Annotated in this window: 15 protein-coding genes and 1 pseudogene; 12 read left to right on the top strand and 4 right to left on the bottom strand. The window is 64.4% G+C overall.

Features of this window, described 5'->3' with window-relative positions:
- Nucleotides 1-1,843 precede the first annotated feature (1,843 nt).
- From ASE15_RS03170 to ASE15_RS03125, 9 genes are all read left to right on the top strand, one after another.
- On the top strand, nt 1,844-2,437 hold the full coding sequence (locus ASE15_RS03170; protein ID WP_162259111.1) for an exosortase/archaeosortase family protein: 594 nt from the start codon (nt 1,844-1,846) through the stop codon (nt 2,435-2,437).
- The gene (locus ASE15_RS03165) at nt 2,430-3,800 is read left to right on the top strand and encodes a glycosyltransferase (protein ID WP_200960497.1); all 1,371 of its coding nucleotides are present in this window, start codon (nt 2,430-2,432) and stop codon (nt 3,798-3,800) included. Before ASE15_RS03170 ends, ASE15_RS03165 begins: the two co-directional genes overlap by 8 nt.
- Nucleotides 3,734-5,968, top strand: a complete 2,235-nt coding sequence (locus ASE15_RS03160; RefSeq protein ID WP_082618140.1) for an acyltransferase family protein — start codon at nt 3,734-3,736, stop codon at nt 5,966-5,968. Before ASE15_RS03165 ends, ASE15_RS03160 begins: the two co-directional genes overlap by 67 nt.
- Before the next feature lie 40 nt (nt 5,969-6,008).
- Nucleotides 6,009-7,136, top strand: coding sequence for a non-hydrolyzing UDP-N-acetylglucosamine 2-epimerase (wecB, locus tag ASE15_RS03155; protein ID WP_056761132.1), 1,128 nt, complete (start codon nt 6,009-6,011; stop codon nt 7,134-7,136).
- 179 nt (nt 7,137-7,315) lie between these two features.
- Nucleotides 7,316-10,252, top strand: coding sequence for an Ig-like domain-containing protein (locus tag ASE15_RS03145; protein WP_157277104.1), 2,937 nt, complete (start codon nt 7,316-7,318; stop codon nt 10,250-10,252).
- A 146-nt stretch (nt 10,253-10,398) separates the two neighbouring features.
- Nucleotides 10,399-10,839, top strand: a complete 441-nt coding sequence (locus tag ASE15_RS03140) for a hypothetical protein (protein ID WP_056761123.1) — start codon at nt 10,399-10,401, stop codon at nt 10,837-10,839.
- A 28-nt stretch (nt 10,840-10,867) separates the two neighbouring features.
- Nucleotides 10,868-11,122, top strand: a complete 255-nt coding sequence (locus ASE15_RS03135; RefSeq protein ID WP_056761120.1) for a hypothetical protein — start codon at nt 10,868-10,870, stop codon at nt 11,120-11,122.
- A gap of 127 nt (nt 11,123-11,249) precedes the next feature.
- Nucleotides 11,250-11,918, top strand: a complete 669-nt coding sequence (locus ASE15_RS03130; protein ID WP_082618139.1) for a GntR family transcriptional regulator — start codon at nt 11,250-11,252, stop codon at nt 11,916-11,918.
- A gap of 3 nt (nt 11,919-11,921) precedes the next feature.
- The gene (locus ASE15_RS03125) at nt 11,922-12,572 is read left to right on the top strand and encodes a GntR family transcriptional regulator (protein WP_082618138.1); all 651 of its coding nucleotides are present in this window, start codon (nt 11,922-11,924) and stop codon (nt 12,570-12,572) included.
- A 19-nt stretch (nt 12,573-12,591) separates the two neighbouring features.
- Here ASE15_RS03125 and ASE15_RS20675 read toward each other — a convergent pair whose 3' ends face one another.
- From ASE15_RS20675 to ASE15_RS03120, 4 genes are all read right to left on the bottom strand, one after another.
- Nucleotides 12,592-12,888 (bottom strand): hypothetical protein, encoded by a 297-nt coding sequence (locus tag ASE15_RS20675; RefSeq protein WP_157277103.1) that lies wholly within the window; start codon nt 12,886-12,888, stop codon nt 12,592-12,594.
- Complete coding sequence (locus ASE15_RS20200) at nt 12,885-13,643, bottom strand: GntR family transcriptional regulator (RefSeq protein WP_235534106.1); 759 nt, start codon at nt 13,641-13,643, stop codon at nt 12,885-12,887. Before ASE15_RS20200 ends, ASE15_RS20675 begins: the two co-directional genes overlap by 4 nt.
- Nucleotides 13,644-14,191: 548 nt before the next feature.
- Nucleotides 14,192-14,449 carry a helix-turn-helix domain-containing protein gene (locus ASE15_RS20195; RefSeq protein WP_082618137.1) on the bottom strand — a complete coding sequence of 86 codons (258 nt, stop codon included), beginning with the start codon at nt 14,447-14,449 and terminating at the stop codon, nt 14,192-14,194.
- A 1,367-nt stretch (nt 14,450-15,816) separates the two neighbouring features.
- Nucleotides 15,817-16,110, bottom strand: coding sequence for a hypothetical protein (locus tag ASE15_RS03120; protein WP_056761113.1), 294 nt, complete (start codon nt 16,108-16,110; stop codon nt 15,817-15,819).
- Nucleotides 16,111-16,566: 456 nt separating this feature from the next.
- On the opposite strand from ASE15_RS03120, the gene ASE15_RS03115 reads away from it, so the two are divergent.
- From ASE15_RS03115 to ASE15_RS21405, 3 genes and pseudogenes are all read left to right on the top strand, one after another.
- The gene (locus tag ASE15_RS03115; protein WP_082618136.1) at nt 16,567-18,864 is read left to right on the top strand and encodes an acyltransferase family protein; all 2,298 of its coding nucleotides are present in this window, start codon (nt 16,567-16,569) and stop codon (nt 18,862-18,864) included.
- A 191-nt stretch (nt 18,865-19,055) separates the two neighbouring features.
- Nucleotides 19,056-19,889: a PHP domain-containing protein gene (locus ASE15_RS03110; RefSeq protein ID WP_235534101.1), complete on the top strand. Its 834-nt coding sequence runs from the start codon at nt 19,056-19,058 to the stop codon at nt 19,887-19,889.
- Nucleotides 19,890-20,035: 146 nt separating this feature from the next.
- Nucleotides 20,036-20,394, top strand: a pseudogene (locus ASE15_RS21405) (pyridoxal-dependent decarboxylase); the annotation flags it as partial.

The following is a 20,394-nucleotide window of genomic DNA, read 5'->3' as shown; positions in this document are numbered from 1 at the left end:
GACATGAGTTCTCTTCTTGATTGGAGCCGTGCTGTGACGGCCAGTCGGGAAAGATGGGGACTAGTCGGTTTCGGGTAGGTCGAACGGGATCTTGCGGTCTGAAGAAGGCAGGGTGGGCCAGCGGGACGACGGCCATGTCGGCCCCTGCTTGCCCGGTGGGGGTGCGGGCCAGGTGAATGGATTCCTGGCCCGCACCGTGGGCCCTTCGCGCGAAAGCGTGACATCCCGCGCGGGGCAGCCAGCCCACGAGACGGCACCTCGCGATACGGCTGACAGGGGGTCCCGAGAACCACCTCAGTAACATATTACATATCACTGGCCAGTTGTGACCGTTACTTCGTGCTCCACCCGGTGCCCGCGCCACTGCGGCGCCCAGGTCCGCCTAGACGACCGCGGCAACCGAGCAGATCACCTGTGCACCGGTGGGGCAGACCGCCGGACTGTACTGCTTGGGCCTTGTCGGTCCTGCTCGTGCGCTGCGACGGGCTGGATGGTGGCGGACGCGTGAGCCCTGGTCGTCACCGGCGAGGAGGAGGTCGACCTACCCAGGTGTCGGAGACCCTGCCCGTCGAGCGACAGCACCCGGGCTTCCCCTGAACGGTACCTAACCTCCTGATCGTCCCTGTTGAACCTGTCGCGCGAAGGCCCATAGGAGAGGAAGAACTGGCAGTTGAGGCCGCAGTGGGAGAGCTGGATTCGCTCATCGCCGCTCAGAGAAGAGCCTTGACCGGGAATGCGTGGCTCCCCCTGCCCCTTGTCGCCCTGCGGGCAGGGCTCGGTTACGAAGTCACCTGTGCACGGGCGCGAGCCGCGAGGTCGTGGGCTTGGACGACCAGGGCGTCAAGGGCTTCGAAAGGGCTTGGACCGGAGACCGGTGGACCACTGAGTTCCAAGGCATCGCTGGGCTCCTGACGTCCAGATTCCTCTCGCCGTGACGACGGAGGCTCTTGGGTACTCATGGCTGCTTCCGCTGCTGAGCGATGAGGAGATCTGCGCTGGCCTGGGGAGCGCGAGCCGACGAAGAAGCCTCCGCTGGTCCAGCAACCATCCTGCGATCCGCAAGGTCGGTCCATAGCGTAGTTGACATGCTCATCGAACCACCGTCCGCTATCGGCAAGTGAATAGGGTATGACGTCCAGGCTGCATATTAGATACTAGGGGTTGCGTACTAGAAGCCTAGCCAGATGCGGTCCGTGGTCGCGGACTCGGTCCGGCTGACGAAACCGACGCAAACTGCGCGCTGTCCGAGTAGCCCTCGCCTCTCGGTCGCTAACCCGTGCTGCTCGTGCTCGGCGCCTCACGTGACGCCTCGGCAGAGAAGCGTGGCAACTCCGATGGCTCCTGGCGCAGCGCGTGCGTGGCCGCACAGTCCGCTGGGGGTCGTGGCAGTGAACGTGACAGGCGGCAAGCGGCGTGACCCGACAACGGTGTAGCCCTGTTTGCGTGCATCGGCTTCATCTGGCCCCTCAGCTCTAGAACGGGATGTGCCCACCCTCGACGTCTCGGAGGGTCCCTATGGCACGGGCCAGGGCTATGACGCTCACGGCCCGAGAGTAGGCCCGTGTCGGCCTCGTCGATCTCAGCGGGGGCATGGCAGTGCGGCCCTTGATTGAGGACACGCATCAGCCTGAGGGATTTCGCAGCGAGTCGGCCCCTTCGGTGGGGGAGACCTTCGTCCATGGTGGTCGACTCGCTGTGGGAGCAGGTCCTGCACAAGTAGCCGGAAATCAACGGGCCACGACGTCAGACACGGTGCGACCCATGCCACACTCTACCGACCTCGCAATCTGATATGTTAGTTGCTCACATGCTAAGAACCTGAGAGCGGGTCGTTATGTCGTCGGTGGTGAAGGTGCAGGCTGAGCGTGGCTCAAACCTGTTGGGTGCGCGCCTCTGTGCTGCGGTCTTCGTGGTGTTGGCCGTCGTCCCCTTCGTGTTGAACGAGCCCGTGCGGCGGGTTGAAGCGGCGGTGGTGGGCTGGGTCGCCCAGGGGGTGCTCGGGGTGGATGTCACGCTCGCGCCGGTGGGCGCAGTCCTCGGCGTGGGCGCGGGCACGCAGAGCTACTTCCAGATGACTGTGTCGATGGCGTGCAGCGTCGTCCTATTGACCGCTCCGTTGTTCGCTCTGGCGGCGGTGCTACTTGCCACAGGGAGGGCGCCGGTGCGACGCGGTGTGCTGGCCGCAGCGCTAGGGGCTGTCGGGCTGGAGCTGACCAACACGGTGAGGCTTGTGCTCATCATGTGGATGACGCGCCGGACCGGCCTTGAGGGCTTTGGGTGGGCGCACACCGTCTATGGATCGCTGATCGTGCTAGCCGGGCTCATTCTCGTCATCCTGGCGTTCGTGCTCGTTGCAACCGGGCGGCGCCGTGCGCGCCGGGTGGCTCCTCGTTCACCGCGTCTGCGTGATGGGGGAGGAGGCGGCCCGCGTGCTTGAGCTGCTTATCAATATCAGCATCCTGTTTTCCTTGCTCCTGGGAGCCCTCTTCCTCGGTTACGTCGTCACGATCCTCATCCCCTTCACGCGCTACCGTGCACGGGACACGGGAGACCCCTCTGCCTTTGACTGGCACTTCGTCGTCCCGTGCCGTGACGAGGAGATCGTCATTGGTCAGACGATCGCGTACCTTCGCACCAATTTTCCAGAAGCACAGGTGTGGGTAGTGGATGACGACTCCGACGACGCCACTGCCCACATCGCGACGAAGCAGAGCACCGCCGATTCGAAGGTCCATCTGATTCAGCGCCGTCTGCCTGACGCGCGCACCGGAAAGGCTCACGCTCTCAACCATGCTTGGGGCGTACTGCGCGAGCACTTTACCGAGAACAAGCAGGACTTCGACCGCACGGTCATTGCAGTCATCGACGCCGACGGGCGCCCCTCGCACAACATGCTTCAGGTGTGCGCCGGCAAGGACCTGTTCAGCGACCCAGAAGTGGCGGCTGTGCAGGTCGAGGTGCGGATGTCCAACCGTGATGTGCGCGATCCTTACCCGGGGGATGACTGGTTCAAGAACTTGCTGGGCCGGACCTTTGTGCGCATGCAAGACATCGAGTTCCGCGGGCCGATCTCCGCCATCCAGATGAGCCGTCGCTACAGCCGGACGGTCAATGTGGGCGGCAACGGTCAGCTCGCGCGGGCGTCGGCCTTGGACTCGATTGACTCTGGGGAAGGTCCGTGGCGCGGATCTTTGCTCGAGGACTTCGAGCTCGGCCTGCACTTGCTCCTTGCGGGGTGGCGCAATGCGTACACACCCGACGCCTGGGTGGACCAGGAGGCGCTGTACTCACTCCCGCGGTACCTCACTCAACGGGCGCGGTGGGCCCAGGGCACCATGCAGTGCTTCCGGTATTTGCCGCAGATCTGGACCAACCGCCGGATCAGCAACCTCGGGGCCTTGGAGATCTCCTACTTCCTGCTCCAGCCCTGGCTGCAGATACTCGGCACGGTCTTCTATCCCATACCCGTCGTTCTCTTCGCCTACAACAGCCTCGCAAGCCCTGAGACCGTGCAGGAGTACTTGGTCAACGGCGGTGCGATCTTGTTCATCATGTACGCCGTCATCGGCGTCGGTGAGTTCGCCGTCTGGGGGCTGCTGTATCGCAGCAAGTGTGAACCGCAAGCCACCGAGCTCACCGCCATCGGGTGGGGCATGAGCTTTCTTGTCTACATCTACCTGGTCTACGCCGTCGTCTGGAAGGCCTTCAGTCAGCTCATCACCAGACAGCGCGGATGGGCCAAGACCATCCGCAACGCCGAGCAGGTGACCGACGACACCCTGATTGCGAGACTCCAGTGACCGATCTCCTTGACCGGCCCAACCGCGCATCCGTGCTGCCGACCGAAGTCCCCGCGCCACCCCAACCCGCCGCACCTCTCCCGACCCGGCGCGAGAAGGCCCTCTCCTCGCGGGCGCGCGTACCACGTCACGTTCGGCCCACCCCGCGGGCAGCTAGCAGTGATACCACTACACCCGCATTGCGTGGGCCCGCGGAAGTCGCCACTCCCGTGGCGAACGGCGCGCCGGCGACCGTCTCACGCTCGCGGTGGTACTTCCCAGCCGTCGACGGCATGCGAGGTCTCGCGATCGCCTCCGTGCTGCTGTACCACACAAACTGGACGCCCCGCGGTCTGTTCGGCGTCGACGTGTTCTTCGTCGTCTCCGGCTTTCTGATCACTCTTCTACTGCTTCGTGAACTCCAAAACAGGGGTCGGATCAACCTGCGACGCTTCTACGTGCGCCGCATCAAGCGTCTGGTCCCCGGCCTGGTCATTGTCCTCGGGGCAACCCTCGCCATGCTGTGGCAGTTCGGCAGCACACACGAGTTCGAGTCAGCCGCGAGCAAGACGCTAGGCGCCCTAGGACAGGTGGCCAACTGGCAGCAGATCGTGTCGGGAGTGGACTACTGGGACTCCTTCGCCGCCATCAGCCCACTCGCCCACATGTGGTCCCTATCGATTACCGAACAGTTCTACGTCGTCTGGCCACTGGTCGTCATCGCCGTGTGGTGGATGACCCGGCGTTCTGCGCTGGCGACATGGATCGTGCTGACCTTGCTGCTCGCGGCTTCCGCCCTCGTGGCCCCGCTCATGTTCGACGGCGACAACGGCAACCGCCTCTATCTAGGAACCGAGTCCCGAGCAGTCGGATTCGTCGCGGGCGCCGCCGCCTCAGCAGTGGTCTTCTGGTGGATGTCCCGTCGCTCGCCTCGCCGAGCGCTCACTCGTGACCCGGGGCCCTGGGCACGTGTCACGGTCACCACGCTCAGCTTCACCAGCCTCTCCTTCGTCGTCGTGGCTTCCGTGATGACGACAAGCTACCTCGAACCCTGGCTCTATCGCGGCGGACTGGCTGCCGTCGCCGTCGCGGCCGCGATCTTCACCGCCACGTTGTGCACACCAGCCAACGCGCTCGTGCGGTTCTTCTCGTTCAGCGTCTTCGTCGCGTTCGGGAAGATCTCATACTCGGCATACCTGGTCCACCTGCCTGTCTACTGGGCCCTGACCACGCTGACCCCGTCAATCTCACCGTTGACGCTGTTCTTGGTGGGGGGACTGCTGACGTGCATCATCGCAGCCTTCCTCCACCACGCCATCACGGAACGCATGCGCAAGGCCACCTGGAAGGCGACCCGGGGGATTCCTGCACTGGTGGCCGGCACGGCGATCATCGTCGCTGGAGCCGTCTACCTACCCCAGCACAAGACCGACGCACCACCGCTGATCCAGCGCCCGGTGACTGCCGCTGGCCACACAGCCCTACCCGTCGCCCCAGCACCAACCTCCATCCCGGCCGGGATCCCGACCATCCTCACCGTCGGCGACAGCCTCGCCAACGACTTCGCGACCATGCTGCGCGCCAACGCTACCCAAGAGTGGAATGTGCGTGACGCCGGCATCGGAGGCTGCGGCCTCATGTCACCAGAACGAGTGCGCTCCTCCGGCGGCTACGTCTGGGAAGACCAGGAACGATGCGCGGACTGGGAGACAACCATGCCCGGTCTCATCGCCGACACCGCCCCAGATGCCGTCCTCGTCCATGCCTCGTGGGACGCCGCCGACCAGCAGGTCGACGGCTCCTGGCTCACGCCATGCAGTACCGGATACACGGAGCGCTACACCGCCCAGCTCGACAAGTTGCGTGAAAGCACCGAGACGAACGCACCAGGTGCACGACTCTTGCTTGCGACAGAGCGGCCAACGAACGGCATCATCTCCACCCCCGCGACGACCAGCTGCTACAACGACCTGCTCGCGCAATACGCGGCCGCTCATGACTCCGTCTTCGTGCTCCCCTGGGACACGCTCCTGTGCCCCGACGGGCAATGTGCAGACACGGACCAAAACGGTCGGGCGTTGTTCCTCAGCGATGACGTCCACCTCTCACCCGCTGGCCTCGCAGCCCTCGCCCCCTGGCTCGAGAACGCGCTCGACGACGTTCTCCCGACCACCCCGCTCTCCTCCTGAGACCCCCCGCGCCTCCCACCCCCACACGAAAGTCCCTCCCATGACCTCTCTGCCCCCTCACGGCGACATCGTCGTCGTCCTCGGAACCCGACCCGAGATCATCAAGCTCGCCGGCGTGATCCGCGAGCTCGGCCCTCGAGCCCGCGTCGTCCACACCGGACAACACTGGGACGACGACATGGCCGGCCAGTTCTTTCGGGACCTGGGCATCGGCAAGCCCCACGTCAAGCTCACAACCATCGCCGGACACGTACGCGCCCTCCAGATCGCCCACGGCATCGGCGAGCTCACCGAACACCTCATCGCACACCCCGCGGCCGCAGTCATCGTCCAAGGCGACACCAACAGCACCTCGATCGGCGCGCAGACAGCAAGCTACCTCGGCATCCCCGTCGTCCATGTCGAAGCCGGACTCCGGTCCCACGACCGCGCAATGCCCGAAGAGCTCAACCGACTCCTGGTGGGCGCACTGACCGACGTCCACTGCGCAGCCACACCCTTCAACCGCGACCAGCTGATCCGCGAAGGAGTCGCGCCTGAACGCGTCCACGTCACCGGCAACACCGTGGTGGAGGCAACGCTCGCGGCACGGCGACAACCACACGCCCCATGGACCGAGATGGTCGACGACTCCACCCGCCAGCGCGGCTACGTGCTCGCCACCATTCACCGCCCCGAAAACACCGACGATCGACGCAGCCTGGAGCGCATCCTCACCGCACTGAGGACCACGAGCAAGCCCGTCGTGCTCGCCCTGCACCCGCGCACCGCGCGGGCTATCGAGCACTTCGGACTGAGCAAAGCACTCGACGGCCTGGAGATCCTCACCGGCCTTGGACACGCCGAGTTCCTCGAGCTCGCAGCCCACGCAGACCTCATCATCTCGGACTCCGGCGGCGTCCAAGAAGAGGTCACTGTCCTCAAAAAACCCCTGATCGTCGTGCGCGCCTCAACAGAACGCCCAGAGTCCATCGACACCGGGTTCTCCATCCTCGTCACCCCCAACGACGACCTCGCCACCACGATCGACCAAGCCCTCGCCGGCGAGATCTTCCCAGAGCTCACCGACCGCCCGAGCCCCTACGGAGACGGCCACGCAAGCCGCGACATCGCGAACATCGCCTGCGACCTCGCCGACGCACAACTTCACCCGCCAACCCCGGCCTAATATTTCAGCGTCGTGATATGTTACTAGTTGACCACTCGACAGAAGGAAGTTTCGCATGTACGGAGCAGGCACCACACCTCCCATCGCGGGAGTAGGGGGCCTTGGCACCGTGGGCGGGGCACTCGCCACAACCGGCTTCGACACCCTCGGGTTCGCTCTCCTCGCGCTGGCCGCGATCGGTGCTGGCCTGCTCCTGGTGCGGGAGTCATGGCTACGGCGAAGCGTCGCCCCCTCTCACAAGCGTTGACGCCCACCGGCATCACCCAGTACAGCGCTGCGGTCAGATCGACCCGCCAGCGCGCCGCGGGATCTCATTGCCCGCAAAGACACAGGAAGGACGTGCTGTGAAGCACTCATTCAGAAGAGCGGTGGCCGCGACCGCGGCGATCGCGGCGGTCGGGTTCACCGGCCTCATCTCGGCGGGCTCCGCCAGCGCGGCAGGGCTCGGTGAAGGCGACGTGCCCGCTCGATACGAGGGACCGTTGGTTCAGCAGCTCACGGGCGGATCAAAGGCAAGGGTGGTGGCGGCGTTCGGCGCCACGTTGACAACCGAATGGGGGGTGGGCCAGAGGCTCGACACTGCAGAGGCCCAGACCGCTCTCCTCACCGACGAGTACTTGGCCGCCTTGCCGCAGTTCTCGTTCCCCGGCTCGGAGCCAGGGCCGATCATCTCGCTGGACACGGGGCAGTGCCTCACGATCCTCTCCCCGTTCGTAGACGAGGGCTTGAAGAAGTTTGAGGTCCTCCCATTGATGGACTGTGATGGGTCGTCGAACCAGCAGTTCGAACTCCTCCCTGGAAAGTCCACGGGCACCACCAGCAGCAGCAAGTATCTGTACGTTGCCGGCACCAAGAAGGTTGTGGATCTCCAGTTCGCCAATGCGGTCTGGAGCACACTGTATTCGGTCTGGCCAGCGTCGGACCTCGGCGTGAAGGCCGAACAGGTCATCTCCCCGCTCGCGACGGACGAGCCGGTAGTGAACCAGCTCGATGCATCGGTGACGGTCTCCGGGACGGCGACGCCCGGCGCGACCATCGAGGTCACCGTTGGTGACCAGACGGTCACGGTGACGGCTGACCCGGATGGTTCCTGGACGGCGACGGTGAGCGACCTTCCCGCCGGTGACAACACGGTGGCGATCACGCAGATCATCGACGGCACCGAGCAAGACTCCACGACGGTCGATGCGTACATCAAGGCTCGTGTCACGGCTGAGGCCGGCACGGTCAACGACAAGGCCGGCACGCTCCCGCTGAGCGGGACCGGGGAGCCGGGCGAGACGGTGTACGTCTGGCTGGGCGGCACGGTCAAGAGTGTCGAGGTCGCTGAGGACGGCTCGTGGTCGATGGAGCTGGCGAACCTGCCCGTCGGCGCCAGCACCGTGAACATCTTCCAGGGAGACGGCGAGACCTTGTCGTCGCAGACCTCGGTCGACGTCACGCGCGGGGAGTACGTGGTCACGGACGTCACGATCGGCGAAGCCATCGTGGACGAGAACGCCAAGTCGGTTACGGTCACCGGTACCGGTGAGCCGGGAGCCTCCATCGAGGTCACGGTGGGCGAGACCACCGAGACGGTCACGGTCGCCCCCGATGGCACCTGGACCACCACGGTCCAGCCGATCCCCTCGGGCGAGTCGACGGTCACTGTCACCCAGAAGGACGGCGACGATGAGTCGTCGACCTCGACGGTCGTGACCCTCGCCCCCGACGCTCCCGAGCTCGGCGAGCTCGTCGTCAACCAGGAGGACAAGTCGGTGACGGTCAGCGGGACCGGCGAGGCCGGCGCTGAGATCGAGGTCACCGTTGGTGGCAGGACCGAGACCGTGACCGTCGCCCCCGACGGTACCTGGAACGTCACTGTCCAGCCCGTACCCTCGGGTGACAGCGACGTCAGCGTCGTTCAGAAGGTCGACGGCGTCGAGTCCCAGCCTGCAACCGGCAGCGTTCACGTGAACTCCGACGTGACCGCGCGCATCGAGACCCAGGACGACAAGGCCGGATCCGCCGTACTCACCGGTACGGGCGAGCCGGGTGCTGAGGTCGAGGTCACCGTCGGTGGCACGACGCAGACGGTCACAGTTGCCCCTGACGGCACCTGGACCAGCACGGTCACGGACCTGACTCTCGGCGAGAACACCGTGACTGTCTCGCAGAAGGTCGATGGACAGGCTTCCGGGTCGACGTCCATGACGATCAACCGCTCTGAGATCGAGGCAGACCCTGTGGTGATCGGCGACGTCGTCGTCGACCAGGACGAGCGTTCGGCGACGATGAGCGGTTCCGGCGAGCCTGGAGCCGAGATCGTCGTCACGGTCGGAGACGCGACCGAGACGGTCACTGTCGCCCCTGATGGCACCTGGACCGCCACGGTCAAGCCGCTGCCCGCAGGCACCAGCACCATCACCGTCACCCAGAAGGTCGACGGCAAGGGCGCAGGCACTGCGAGCACCGAGGTCAGCATCGACGCGGTCGCCCCGGCCGTGAATGCACCCGTCGTCAACAACGAGGAGAAGTCGGCCACGTTCACCGGCACGGGCGAGCCTGGTGCTCAGGTTGAGGTCACCGTGGCCGGAAAGGCCGAGACCGTGACCGTCGCGCCCGACGGCACCTGGACCGCAACTGTTGACGGCCTGCCCACGGGCACCAACACCGCGACCGTCACCCAGACGGTCGGCGGGCAGGCTGCCGGCTCGGTCACCGTGGATGTCACCGTCGAGGAGATCCCGCCGGCTGTGGTTCCCTTCACTGCCGAGGTCAAGTCCCTTGACAATGAGGAGGGCACCGCCGTGATCGGCGGCATGGGTGAGGCAGGCGCTGAGATCCGGTACACCGTCAATGGTGCGGAGAAGATCACCACCGTCGCACCCGACGGCACCTGGACCGCGGCCCTGACCGGCCTGAGCGCCGGCCAGGTCGACGCCACGGTCTCGCAGTGGATCGATGGCGCACAGGTCGGCGACTCGATCGACCTCACGATCGTGATCCAGGAGGTCCCTCTCATGGACCCGGCGATCGCAGCTGGCGGGCTGGGACTGCTCGCCCTCGCCGGTGCCCCGATGTTCCTGCGGCGCCGGATGTTCACCAAGGAGAACGCTCAGGCCACCGCGGCCTGAGGAGCATCTCCAGGTAGACCCGGGGCAGGTGGCACCTAGAGCCCTGCCCCGGACCTACCACCTGAACGGCACGAACGCTTGGGGTGGGTGGCGAAGTACAGCCACCCACCCCAAGCGCCCTTCTCCCACACGAACAGGACACTTGCATGACCCGCAGCGCACGACAAATCTCTGTTCGCACGATCACCACGACCGTGACCGTGCTGATCGCTTTCACGGCCTGCTCAAGCTCGGACAAGGCCGCAGATGACTTCTGCGCCACGGGCGAGAACCTGGTCACCGCCTTGGCTAGCCTCGATCCCTCCGACCCAGCGACCAGCGCGGCCGCGCTCAGCGACGTGTCTTCGCAGATGACCACAGTCGAAGTGCCTGAGGACCTCACCACTGACTGGAAGCAGACGAAGCTCGGCGTCACAGAGCTTGCACAGGCCCTTGAGGCCATGATTGACCTCGACTCCGGCGACCCGCAGTATTCGGAGAAAGCCATGACGGCAATCTCCGTCGCGGCCGACACGGAGTTCCAACAGGCGAAGGACCGAATCACCGGTCACATCTCAGAGCAGTGCCCGGACCGCTCCACTTCCTGACGCGCAAGCCCAGAGAGGCAGATGCACCATGCCGCAGACCCCCCACGATGCTACCGACGCAGTAGCAATCCTCGAAGCACTCGCTCACTTCCTCGAGAGCGCGCGATCAGATGCAACGACGCCCTTCGCCCGGGAGCACATCGGATATATCCGGGAGGCCGCACATGATGTCGCACTGACTCTGCACATGACGGACGCGCTCGAACAGGCCGCGCAACGTATCGACCGGGACGAGTGGATGGCGATCTTCCGGGCCATCCTCGAGGGGAACACCCCCCGCTGACCCGTGCCCCACGCCAACTCGCTGGCCGGTCGAGGCAAGAGCCCTCACGACCACACGAACAGCATCCAGATGGACAGACCGGAGCAACGGGCTCCCCACATCGGTCGATCTATGCCACACTACTGATATGCCAGTTCCAAGTATGCCCGGGCGCCCATCGCGCCGCCTGGTCCGCGATGACGTCTTCGACGGGATCCTGGGGTTGATCCTCGACGGGACCCTCGCACCAGGAGAGCGGATCAACGATGCGGACGTCGAAGCATGGCTCGGCGCATCCCGCACCCCGGTGCGCGACGCTATTGCTCGGCTAGAGCGTAAGCGCCTCGTGGAGATCGTCCCTCAACGCTATACACGAGTGGCCCCCTTGGACACTGAGCGGCTCCGCCAACACCTTGAGGTCCTCCGGCCGATGTTCCTGCTGGCCGTCGAGGAAGCGACGAGCCGGCTCACGGCCGAAGACAAGGCGGTACTGCGAGAGTGCCGTGCGCGTCTGGGCAGCGAGGCCACAGCCCAGGAGATTCTAGTCGTAGCTCGGACAGTCGGGCATGTCTGGATCGATCGGCTTGCAAACAAGCACGTGTCGCAACTTGTCCATTCGCTCGGCTTTCTCGTCATGCTCCATTTCGTCCAAAACCCTCGCGAACTGATCGGGGTCGAAACTCCAACGCCCCTGGACCGCCTGGTTGACGCGGGGATCAATGGCAACACAGAAGACGCCTTGACGGCTGTTGATGATCTGATCGATCTGCTCGAAGAGCGCCTCGTGCACGGCACCAACGACGCCTCGGAAGGCTGACGAATGCCCATCCCCACTCCTCACGCGCACCACCGACCGGTCGCCCGGCGCCTGCTTCGGGATGAAGTCTACGAACGACTCCGCGCCGCGATCATGCACGGAACGCTCGAACCGGGAGAACTTCTCCGCGATGACGAACTGATCGCTTGGCTCGGAGTGTCACGCACGCCAATCCGAGAGGCATTGTCCCGACTCTCCGAGGAAGGACTCGTCGTCACACTCCCGAACAACTCCACACGGGTCGCGGAGTTCGAGCAGTCCAGCATTGACGAGGCACTCGTCGCCGCTGAGGCGCTTCGCAAGCACGCGCTCAGGTCCGTCGTGGGACAGATGAGTCCCGAGCAACTCTCACAGCTCGAGGGGCCCCTCGAAAGGCTTCGAGAAGCCGTCACTATCGGTGACACGACCGCGATCACGCTCGCCGCGATCGACTACCTGTCGAAGTTCGACGCGGCAACCGGGAATGAGGCGCTGGCCGATACCACTGCGCTCCTTGACGCCCACATCACACGCGGCGCTGCTCGATGGCCGGACGGAGCCTCGAGGAAGGAACTGCTGCGGGCCTTCGATGATCTCCACCAGTCTGTCCTGGACGGGGACGTGAAGGGCGCTGTGGACGCTGTTGGCAGAGTCCACAATCAATCCCCCCGATGATCGCTCGTCACCTTCGCGGCTAGCCGAGAATTGAGGGTGCACACAGCAGCATGATGCGCTCTTCAAGTCGGGCAATCTCTGCCCTGAGGGATTCACGATAGTGCCCGTCCGCGCCCTCATTGAGGACCGCATACTCGACACCTCCGTCAAGATGGAGGACGGTCGTAAAACCAGTCATCTGCCGGTGTGCCAGGTCGAGTTCGTGGAGAAGTCCGGCGATTCGGGCCCGTCGAGCTTCGTGGATTTGGCCCACAAGGCTCGACGGGATCGCAAAGTACTGCGCCGAGCAGGCTCGGGATTCTTCTGCCGAGTTCATGACTGCACAGAACCGTGGATGGCAGTGGCTTGGCCACCGCCCGTTAGACGCTGCGCCACTGCCAGTTTCAGGTCAAGAATGTCGGCAATGCGTAGCAACTCGCTTCGAGCATGGGTATATCCGCTGCCTTGGTACGTGCAGTCCGAAAACTGTGAAGAACGCCGCAGACGTAAGTCGAATGGAGCTTCTTTCAGATCAACCATGAACTTCTTCCATCCGCCTGTAGCGAAGAAATATTGCAGAGGCAGGACTACACCGCGAGCAAGGTGAGACGCTGCGTGCCCAAATTCGCGGTGCAGAATTGACTCAGCGTTCCGAAGGAAAATCAGCACTTCACCGACAGTGAAGTGCTCGTCGGGTGCGAAAGGGACGTCGACCCGTGGGCGTATCGTCCGGCCGTCGGTCAGCGCTCGACGCAAGACCCTCAGACGATCTCGCATGTCGGCGATGCCCCACTCCGCCACGCGTGTTGAACTCTTGGGGCGGACCACAACAAAGCCCATCTCTGCAAGTTCATTGAGCGCGCCACGCAACGGCGTCCGTGATATGCCGATACTAGCAGCTAGGCTGGTCGCCTCAAGTCGCTCACCAGGCGCTAGGGTCCCGTCAACAATCTTGTGCAACAACTCCTTGAATGCAAGTTCTCCCAGGCTCGAGCGCTGGGCGATCGGCTGAATTGTAACGCTCATAGTTGGGTTCGCAGACAACTCCACCGCTTCCTTCTCTCTCTCCGCTACTCCGAGCAATACCGCCATTGCCCAGGATGCTTCACTCGCACGCCGTTCCTTGTGGTCGATTTACTTGACGAGTGGCTCATCGTCATAGGGTCGCGAGGATGTCCCCAGTTGGGCCCGCATTGACAAATGAACGAACTCCTTGCGGAGCAGGAGCGTGCTGCCTTCTCGCAGGGCCCAGATTCGGTGAGTTGCCTGAGGTGGCGCAGAGAGCATCCAGAGAACGTGGTGGGCGCGATCCGTATTCCACGGCGTGTTCTGGGCAATCAATTGCAGTCGGTGTGCGTCTTGAAGGCTCAGACGTCGAGTCTGTGGGAGTCGTTTGTTTCCGTAGCGATGAAGTTCTGAAAGAATGAGCCCGGAGATTAGGAAAGTCATAACCGTGCCTGCCCATGAAAGGGTTAGAGTGTAGATCCATGCTGTCGCCGCGACGCACCCCAATATTGTGTTTAGCTGCCGCTTTGCGGCAGGGTAAACGTGCATGTTGGCGATCCGCGCAAGGTTTGATGTACCGGGATCAATGAGAGAGGGCGGGTGTTGACGGTGGCCAGTGATTCCCCCATAGCGATTCACGGAGCGCGCCTTGCTTCGGGCGAAGGCGAGCGCTGTGCTGATTTTTGCTGCTCGGAGTCTCTGATTGCATCCCCACTTTTCAGCAGCGCGTACACCTCGTCGAGTCGAAAGCGCCGATGCCCGCCAGAAGTGCGTGTCGTGGAGAGGATTCCGTCGCGGCTCAGCCTGGCGACGGTACGTGGCGTCACGCCGAGAAGGCGAGCAACCTCACGCGGCCCCAGAAGGAGTTCTGAATCGTCAGGCGTGTCTTTCATCAGCTTCCTCGTGATGTCTGCTGCCCTCAAGCAACGGCTCTCCCAGGGAGTGGATCAGAACTCGGTGTTCATAGATGTTGGACCGTCCCGAGGGCGTGGGGGACTGCCCGCCGTCGTGCGTGGGCACACTGTGACAACAGCGCTGCCATTATGCTAGCATATTAGATTGACATGTTAGCAGATCGGAGCCTCGGGGCCAGTGCTCGGGCACCTACCGGCCTGAGCGTGTGCCTAGGGTCGGATCAGCGCTCTCCAGCGGCTCCCCCCAGGCTGCAAGGTTTGGCCACCGGTTGAGAGCGTGCTCGAGGTCGTCGACAACCGAACGTAGACCCGCGGTGAATTCGTTTCCCGGCAGGTGCGCCGAGCGCTCTTCCTGGCACCATATGTGTAGTTGGATGGCCGCTGTGTGTGGGTCGGCTGTGTCAAGACGGGGGAGTAATGCTTCAAGGTCGTCGGCGCCGCGGCGCACTCCGACGGCGTAGACGTTGGCGTCGCCCTTGAATGGATACCCTTCCCGAAGGGTCTGAATGTATCGTGCGATGCAATTGTGCGCATCCCTCTCTCGTCCCGGTCCGGCGGCGTTTTTGCTCTCACTTTCTTCACTTACGAATTCTCCTTCGACGGGGCGTGATAACGGTTCACATTCATTCCAATCTGTCCATCCGCCTGAGGTCCGTCTCGCGGGTTTTCCTTCTGGACTCAACTTCTCGGCCTCGTTCTCTGCGTCGGTGGTTTGGGAGGGGCGTGCGCCGGTCTTCGGCGCTACGCAGTTGAAGCTGGGCTGGGTGGCTGTGGGGCTTCCGGTATGACAGCTCCCGGTGGCCGCGCGCTCGAGGTGATATGTAACCTGTTAGAAGATCACGGAGCATGGCCTTGTTGGAAGTGAGTTCGTCAATCTGACAACGCCGCCACTGCTTCTAGGGGAATTTGATTGCATTGAGGGTGGCGATTCGATCGGCGGTACGCGCTCGGCGTGTCGACTGGCCCAGTTTGAGACCGTTCGGGGCTGACGTGGCTGCGGGCGATGTAGGCGGTGTGGTGCTTGTTCATGTAGGCAGTTATTGCGACGGGGCCCGCAGGCTACCGCGGGTAGCGGTCGAGTACGCTCCACTCGAAGCAGAGGACATCGAGTTGTCGAACTTGTTCCAATCGACACCTGTTGGCGGGAGTGGTTCAGGTGTTGCCTGCGCACTCAGATCCCCAGGCGTCGGTAGTGCGATAGAGCGAGGGCGCTCTTGTGTGTGTCCGTATTCCTCTTTGAAGGCTGCGAGTAGTCGGCAGCAGGCGTGGAAGCGAAGGTCTCGTGCTACCTGATGGGACTTGCTCTCTGGGTGGCGCACCAGAGCAGACGTGCTACTGAGGCCCGTTCATCGCTGTTCTCTCCGGCGTTGGGCACGTTCAAGGGCGCCGCGGTAGACGGACAGCCGTTCAACCTGCAGATCGCTGAGGGGCGGAGCGTCCCTTTCGTCCTCGGGTCGGGCGGCCAGAAATGTGAGCACTTCGGTCTCGGCCCGGTCGAGTTCGGCCAGGCGTTGACGGTCGCCCAGACTCAGCAAGGTCCAGGTCTGGGAGTAAGTCGGCACCTCACCGAATGGCAATCGCCGGGGCCGCTCAACTTGTAGGGTCACCGCCGCGCGGTGAGCGTCTTGCGCTTCGATCATGCGTCCTCCTTCTGCTTGATGACTTGCGCGACAAGCGCTGACCCTCGTGGGGCGAATCGGCCCAGAGTGCTGCGATGGAGTCAATGTGATGGTGTTTTCGCTGACGGGCGGGGTGCGAGCGTCGGCGGTCCGGTTGTCGTGCTCGTCGAGGCTCCCTCCGCCTCTGCCTGGGGCCGGACGCCTTCCAGGCGTGATGCTGCGCGCGGCTGCTCACCACCGTCGCGGCAATGCGAAGGAGGCGGCGTGTCCCGACCCGCCGCGTTCCGCGTCCACAGCTTGCATCTATGGTTTTCGCGGATGCTAGTATGCTACATGCCAGGGGGCCTCTGTGCTTCACTTCGGCCTGTGCGCCTGTCGGCTCGGCACCCCGTCTGAGCCCTGGTGCCGATCTCAGATGAGGACCGGACGCATCGCGATGTGTGATTTTGGAGACGCGCGCGCCCATTTGGAGATGATGTGACTCACGACGGTGCTGTTCCGGCTGGCCAGCTTCCTGGTCTAGCGGACGGTGAAGGCCAAGGGGTGCTGCGTGAGGCTGCGGTATCTCCCGGCGCTACGAGGGCGTCGGTTGTGTGGGCGCCGGTTCCCGTTTCCGCGGCTGTGGCGTCGACGCGTCGCCAGGTTCGTGAGAGTGGGCGCGGGGCGGTGCGGAGTGCTGGTCGGTCTGAGTATCGGCACGATCTTGATGGTCTGCGGGCTGTGGCGATCTTGCTCGTCGCGGTCTATCACGTGTTCCTTGGGCGGGTGTCCGGCGGGGTGGATGTCTTCTTGATGTTGTCGGGGTTCTTTGTGGGTGGTGGACTGCTTCGTGGGTTTGTTTCGGGGCAACCTGTGCGCCTGTTCGCCTACCTGCGCAAACTCGCTAGGCGGCTGGTCCCGGCGCTTGCGCTGGTGCTCGCGACGGTGGCGGGGGCGGGCGCGTTGTGGTTCCCCCAGACGCAGTGGAAGCAGATCGCTGAGGAGTTGTTCGCGTCGATCACGTACCGGCAGAACTGGTTTCTCGCGTTCGCCGGGCAGGAGTATGGGGCCGCCGATGCGGCGCAGAGCCCTCTTCAGCACATTTGGTCGATGTCGGTGCAGGGGCAGATCTTCGTGGGCTTGCCGTTGGTGCTCTTGGTGGTGTGGTGGCTGACGGCGTGGATATCTCGTCGGGCCCGGTACCTGGCGGTCGTGGTTGTGGTTGTGGTGTTGTGTGCCGCGTCGTTGGTGTACGCCGTTCACGGAGTCAGCGCCAGTCAGCCGTTCGCGTACTACGACACCGGCGCACGCCTGTGGGAGTACTTGGCCGGAACCCTGCTCGCTGTGGTCGGCACGAAGATCCGCTTGTCGCGCGTTGTGGCATCTGTGGCCGGGCTGGTGGGGCTGGGCACGATCTTGATGACCGGAGTGCTGCTCAACGCGGGAGCTACGTTCCCCGGCCTGGCGGCGTTGGTGCCGTTGGCGGGTGCAGCACTGGTGATCGTGTCCCGGCAGGGCGTGGTGAGCCAAGTACTCGCCTGGGGGCCGATCGCCAAGGCTGGGCGGTACGCCTACACGTTCTACCTGTGGCACTGGCCGGTCCTCATCTTCGCCATCGGCGCGCTGGGCTCCAAACCCGACCTGGTGGCCGGGGTGGGCATCTTGTGCGTGTCGGCGGTGCTTGCCGCGATGACCCACCATGGCCTGGAGAATCCGCTGCGCGGCCCGGGCCGTGCCCCGGTCGGGCGCTCTGTCCTGGTGTGGCTTGTGGTCGCGGCCATGACGGCAGCACCGTTCGCCTGGAGCTGGCACGTCGCCCAACGGGCGGCCGCCGCTACAGGGGTTGCTTCTTCGGTGCCCCCTGCCGTGGACACCGAAGAGGCACCGGTGCCGCCTGAGCCTGGGCAGGAGGAAACTTCGACAGGGCAGGAGCAGGGGCGAGCAACAGCGTTGGTTCCGCTCGACTCCCTGTCCGGGACCTACCCCGGCGCGCTCACGATCGCCGACCCCACGCACTTCCCGTTCATCGAGGGCACTGCGGCCATTCCAGACCTGCTCTCGGTCAAAGCAGACAAGACCCAGTCATACAAGGAGGGCTGTTTCGCCCGGACCAAAGACTCCACTGCGGTCACGTGCGAGTACGGCGACCGCAGCGCCGAGCGCGTGCTCGCGGTCGTCGGTGGATCCCACATCCAGCAGTGGGCCGACGCACTGGACGTGCTTGGCCAGCAGCACCAATTCCGAGTCCGCCTCTACATCAAGCACGCGTGCGAGTTCTTCGCGACCACCGACGGCGTGCCGGGCTCCATGTGGACCGACGCATGCATCGACTGGAACGCCAACGTCATGAACGAACTACTCAAGGACGGCCAACGACCAGACGCCGTCTTCACCACCGCCACCCGCGGCAGCGACGACAAGTACGGTGAACGTGTCCCTGGCGGCTTCGCGGTCGCGATAGAACGACTCGATGCAGCAGGGATCACGACCATCGGATGGCGCGATCTCGGGTTCCTCCCCGAAGACCCCGTCGACGCCCTGGCCGGCCCCTCAGCCAAACACTCGCTGCCCCAGGACAGCCTCTATGCCCCCAGCTTGCCCACCCAGCCCCTCGAGGAACGTCTCCAACACCTCACCATCGTCGACCTCACCGACATCCTCTGCCCCAACGGGCAGTGCCCTCTGGTCCAAGGCGGTCGAGTCGTCTACCTCGACACCCACCACCTCACCCCCACTTGGGCAACATCCGCAGGCCCCATCCTCTGGGAACGAATCCAACCCGCACTCAGCTGGTGAAACGAGTCCCGGCTGCAGCGTACGAAGGCTCAGACGGGCCTACGCTCCGCGATCCGCCCACCGCTGTCACTACGAGGAGAGTCGAGACAGACAAACAGATCGTGCGTGGTTGCGGAATGTCCGCGCCGCGGGCTCTCGACCCTGCGGGGGTTTGAAGCGGACGTTAGGAGGAGATCGCTACGAGGATCGACTTGCATACTCATTCCCACCACTCGGACGGGACTTCGTCCCCGGCCCGGGTCATCGCGGACGCGAAGGCGGCCGGGTTGGACGTGGTGGCGTTGACCGATCACGACACGACTGCGGGGTGGTTCGAAGCGGCCGGGGTCGCCGCCGCTGCGGGTATCGGGTTCGTGCCCGGGATGGAGATCTCTACCCGTATGGGTGGTGTCCCGATCCACCTGCTGTCTTACCTGCATGACCCCACCGACCCCGCGCTGATCGCCGAGGCGGACAAGGCGCGGGCATCAAGGTTGGGGCGTGCGCGGGCGATGGTCGAACTGATCAACGCCGACTACCCGTTGACATGGGCGAGCGTGCTCGAGCACGTTGCCCCCGGTGCGACGGCGGGGCGGCCGTACATCGGTGACGCGCTCGTGGCGGCCGGTCATGTCCCGGATCGTCCGGCGGCATTCGCGCGCATCTTGGGCCACCGCGCGTACCGGGTTCCTCACTACTCCACCGACACGGTCACCGCGGTGCGGTTGGTCCGGGCTGCGGGTGGTGTGCCGGTGATCGCGCACCCCGGTGCGGACCGTGGCCACGCCATCACCGATGCCATGATTGAGCACCTCGCTGGCGCCGGTCTGGTCGGGATCGAGGTCGACCACCGTGATAACCCACCCGCGCGCCGCACCCAGCTCCAAGCGCTCGCCCACCGGCTCGACCTGATCGTGACCGGTTCCTCGGACTACCACGGCGCCGGCAAACCCAACCAGCTCGGCGAGTACACCACTACTCCAGAAGCGCTCGAACACATCTGGACGGCACGAGGCAATACGTCGGTATGGCGTTCTCTCATATGAAGGCACTGCGAGTGCCACCGTATGGTGCATGCAGTCCACGAATCGCAGCCGCCATCTCGGACGAGCGGGCAAGTTCGTCCGTCATCACTACAAGCGGATCCGCCATGACGGGACAATTTGACCGCGGCGTGGTTCCAAAGCTGCTCGTCGTCTGGCGGGACAAGGCTGCGCTGCCCGAGGACCTCGTCTTCTCGGTGAGCTACCTGGGCGGCGACATGCCGACGTTCGCGCTCAACTTCTCCCGGCCCGGCTCGCAGGTCCTGCTCCAGTACTACCTGTTCCTCCGCCTCGGCTACGACGGCTACTACAAGGWGCAGAAGGCCTCGCAGGACGTCGCGCTCTACCTCTCGGGCGAGATCGCGAAGATGCCGCAGTTCGACCTGTGGAACGACGGGAGCGACATCCCGGTCTTCGCSTGGAGCCTCAAGAAGGGCTACACCGACAAGTGGACKCTCTACCACCTGTCCGAGCGGCTGCGGACCAAGGGGTGGCTCCTGCCGTCGTA

This window comes from Oerskovia sp. Root22 (assembly GCF_001429135.1).
Taxonomy (GTDB): domain Bacteria; phylum Actinomycetota; class Actinomycetes; order Actinomycetales; family Cellulomonadaceae; genus Oerskovia; species Oerskovia enterophila.
The sequence above is the reverse complement of the archived record's forward strand: the minus strand, read 5'-3'. Positions and strand labels throughout refer to the sequence as shown.

Excerpts from the sequence above, each read along its gene's own strand:
- ASE15_RS03130 (WP_082618139.1), top strand. The coding sequence starts at position 11,250 with ATGCCAGTTCCAAGTATGCCCGGGCGCCCATCGCGCCGCCTGGTCCGC.
- ASE15_RS20200 (WP_235534106.1), bottom strand. The coding sequence starts at position 13,643 with ATGGCGGTATTGCTCGGAGTAGCGGAGAGAGAGAAGGAAGCGGTGGAG.
- ASE15_RS20675 (WP_157277103.1), bottom strand. The coding sequence starts at position 12,888 with ATGAACTCGGCAGAAGAATCCCGAGCCTGCTCGGCGCAGTACTTTGCG.
- wecB (WP_056761132.1), top strand. The coding sequence starts at position 6,009 with ATGACCTCTCTGCCCCCTCACGGCGACATCGTCGTCGTCCTCGGAACC.
- ASE15_RS03140 (WP_056761123.1), top strand. The coding sequence starts at position 10,399 with ATGACCCGCAGCGCACGACAAATCTCTGTTCGCACGATCACCACGACC.
- ASE15_RS03135 (WP_056761120.1), top strand. The coding sequence starts at position 10,868 with ATGCCGCAGACCCCCCACGATGCTACCGACGCAGTAGCAATCCTCGAA.
- ASE15_RS20195 (WP_082618137.1), bottom strand. The coding sequence starts at position 14,449 with ATGAAAGACACGCCTGACGATTCAGAACTCCTTCTGGGGCCGCGTGAG.
- ASE15_RS03125 (WP_082618138.1), top strand. The coding sequence starts at position 11,922 with ATGCCCATCCCCACTCCTCACGCGCACCACCGACCGGTCGCCCGGCGC.
- ASE15_RS03120 (WP_056761113.1), bottom strand. The coding sequence starts at position 16,110 with ATGATCGAAGCGCAAGACGCTCACCGCGCGGCGGTGACCCTACAAGTT.
- ASE15_RS03160 (WP_082618140.1), top strand. The coding sequence starts at position 3,734 with ATGGGCCAAGACCATCCGCAACGCCGAGCAGGTGACCGACGACACCCT.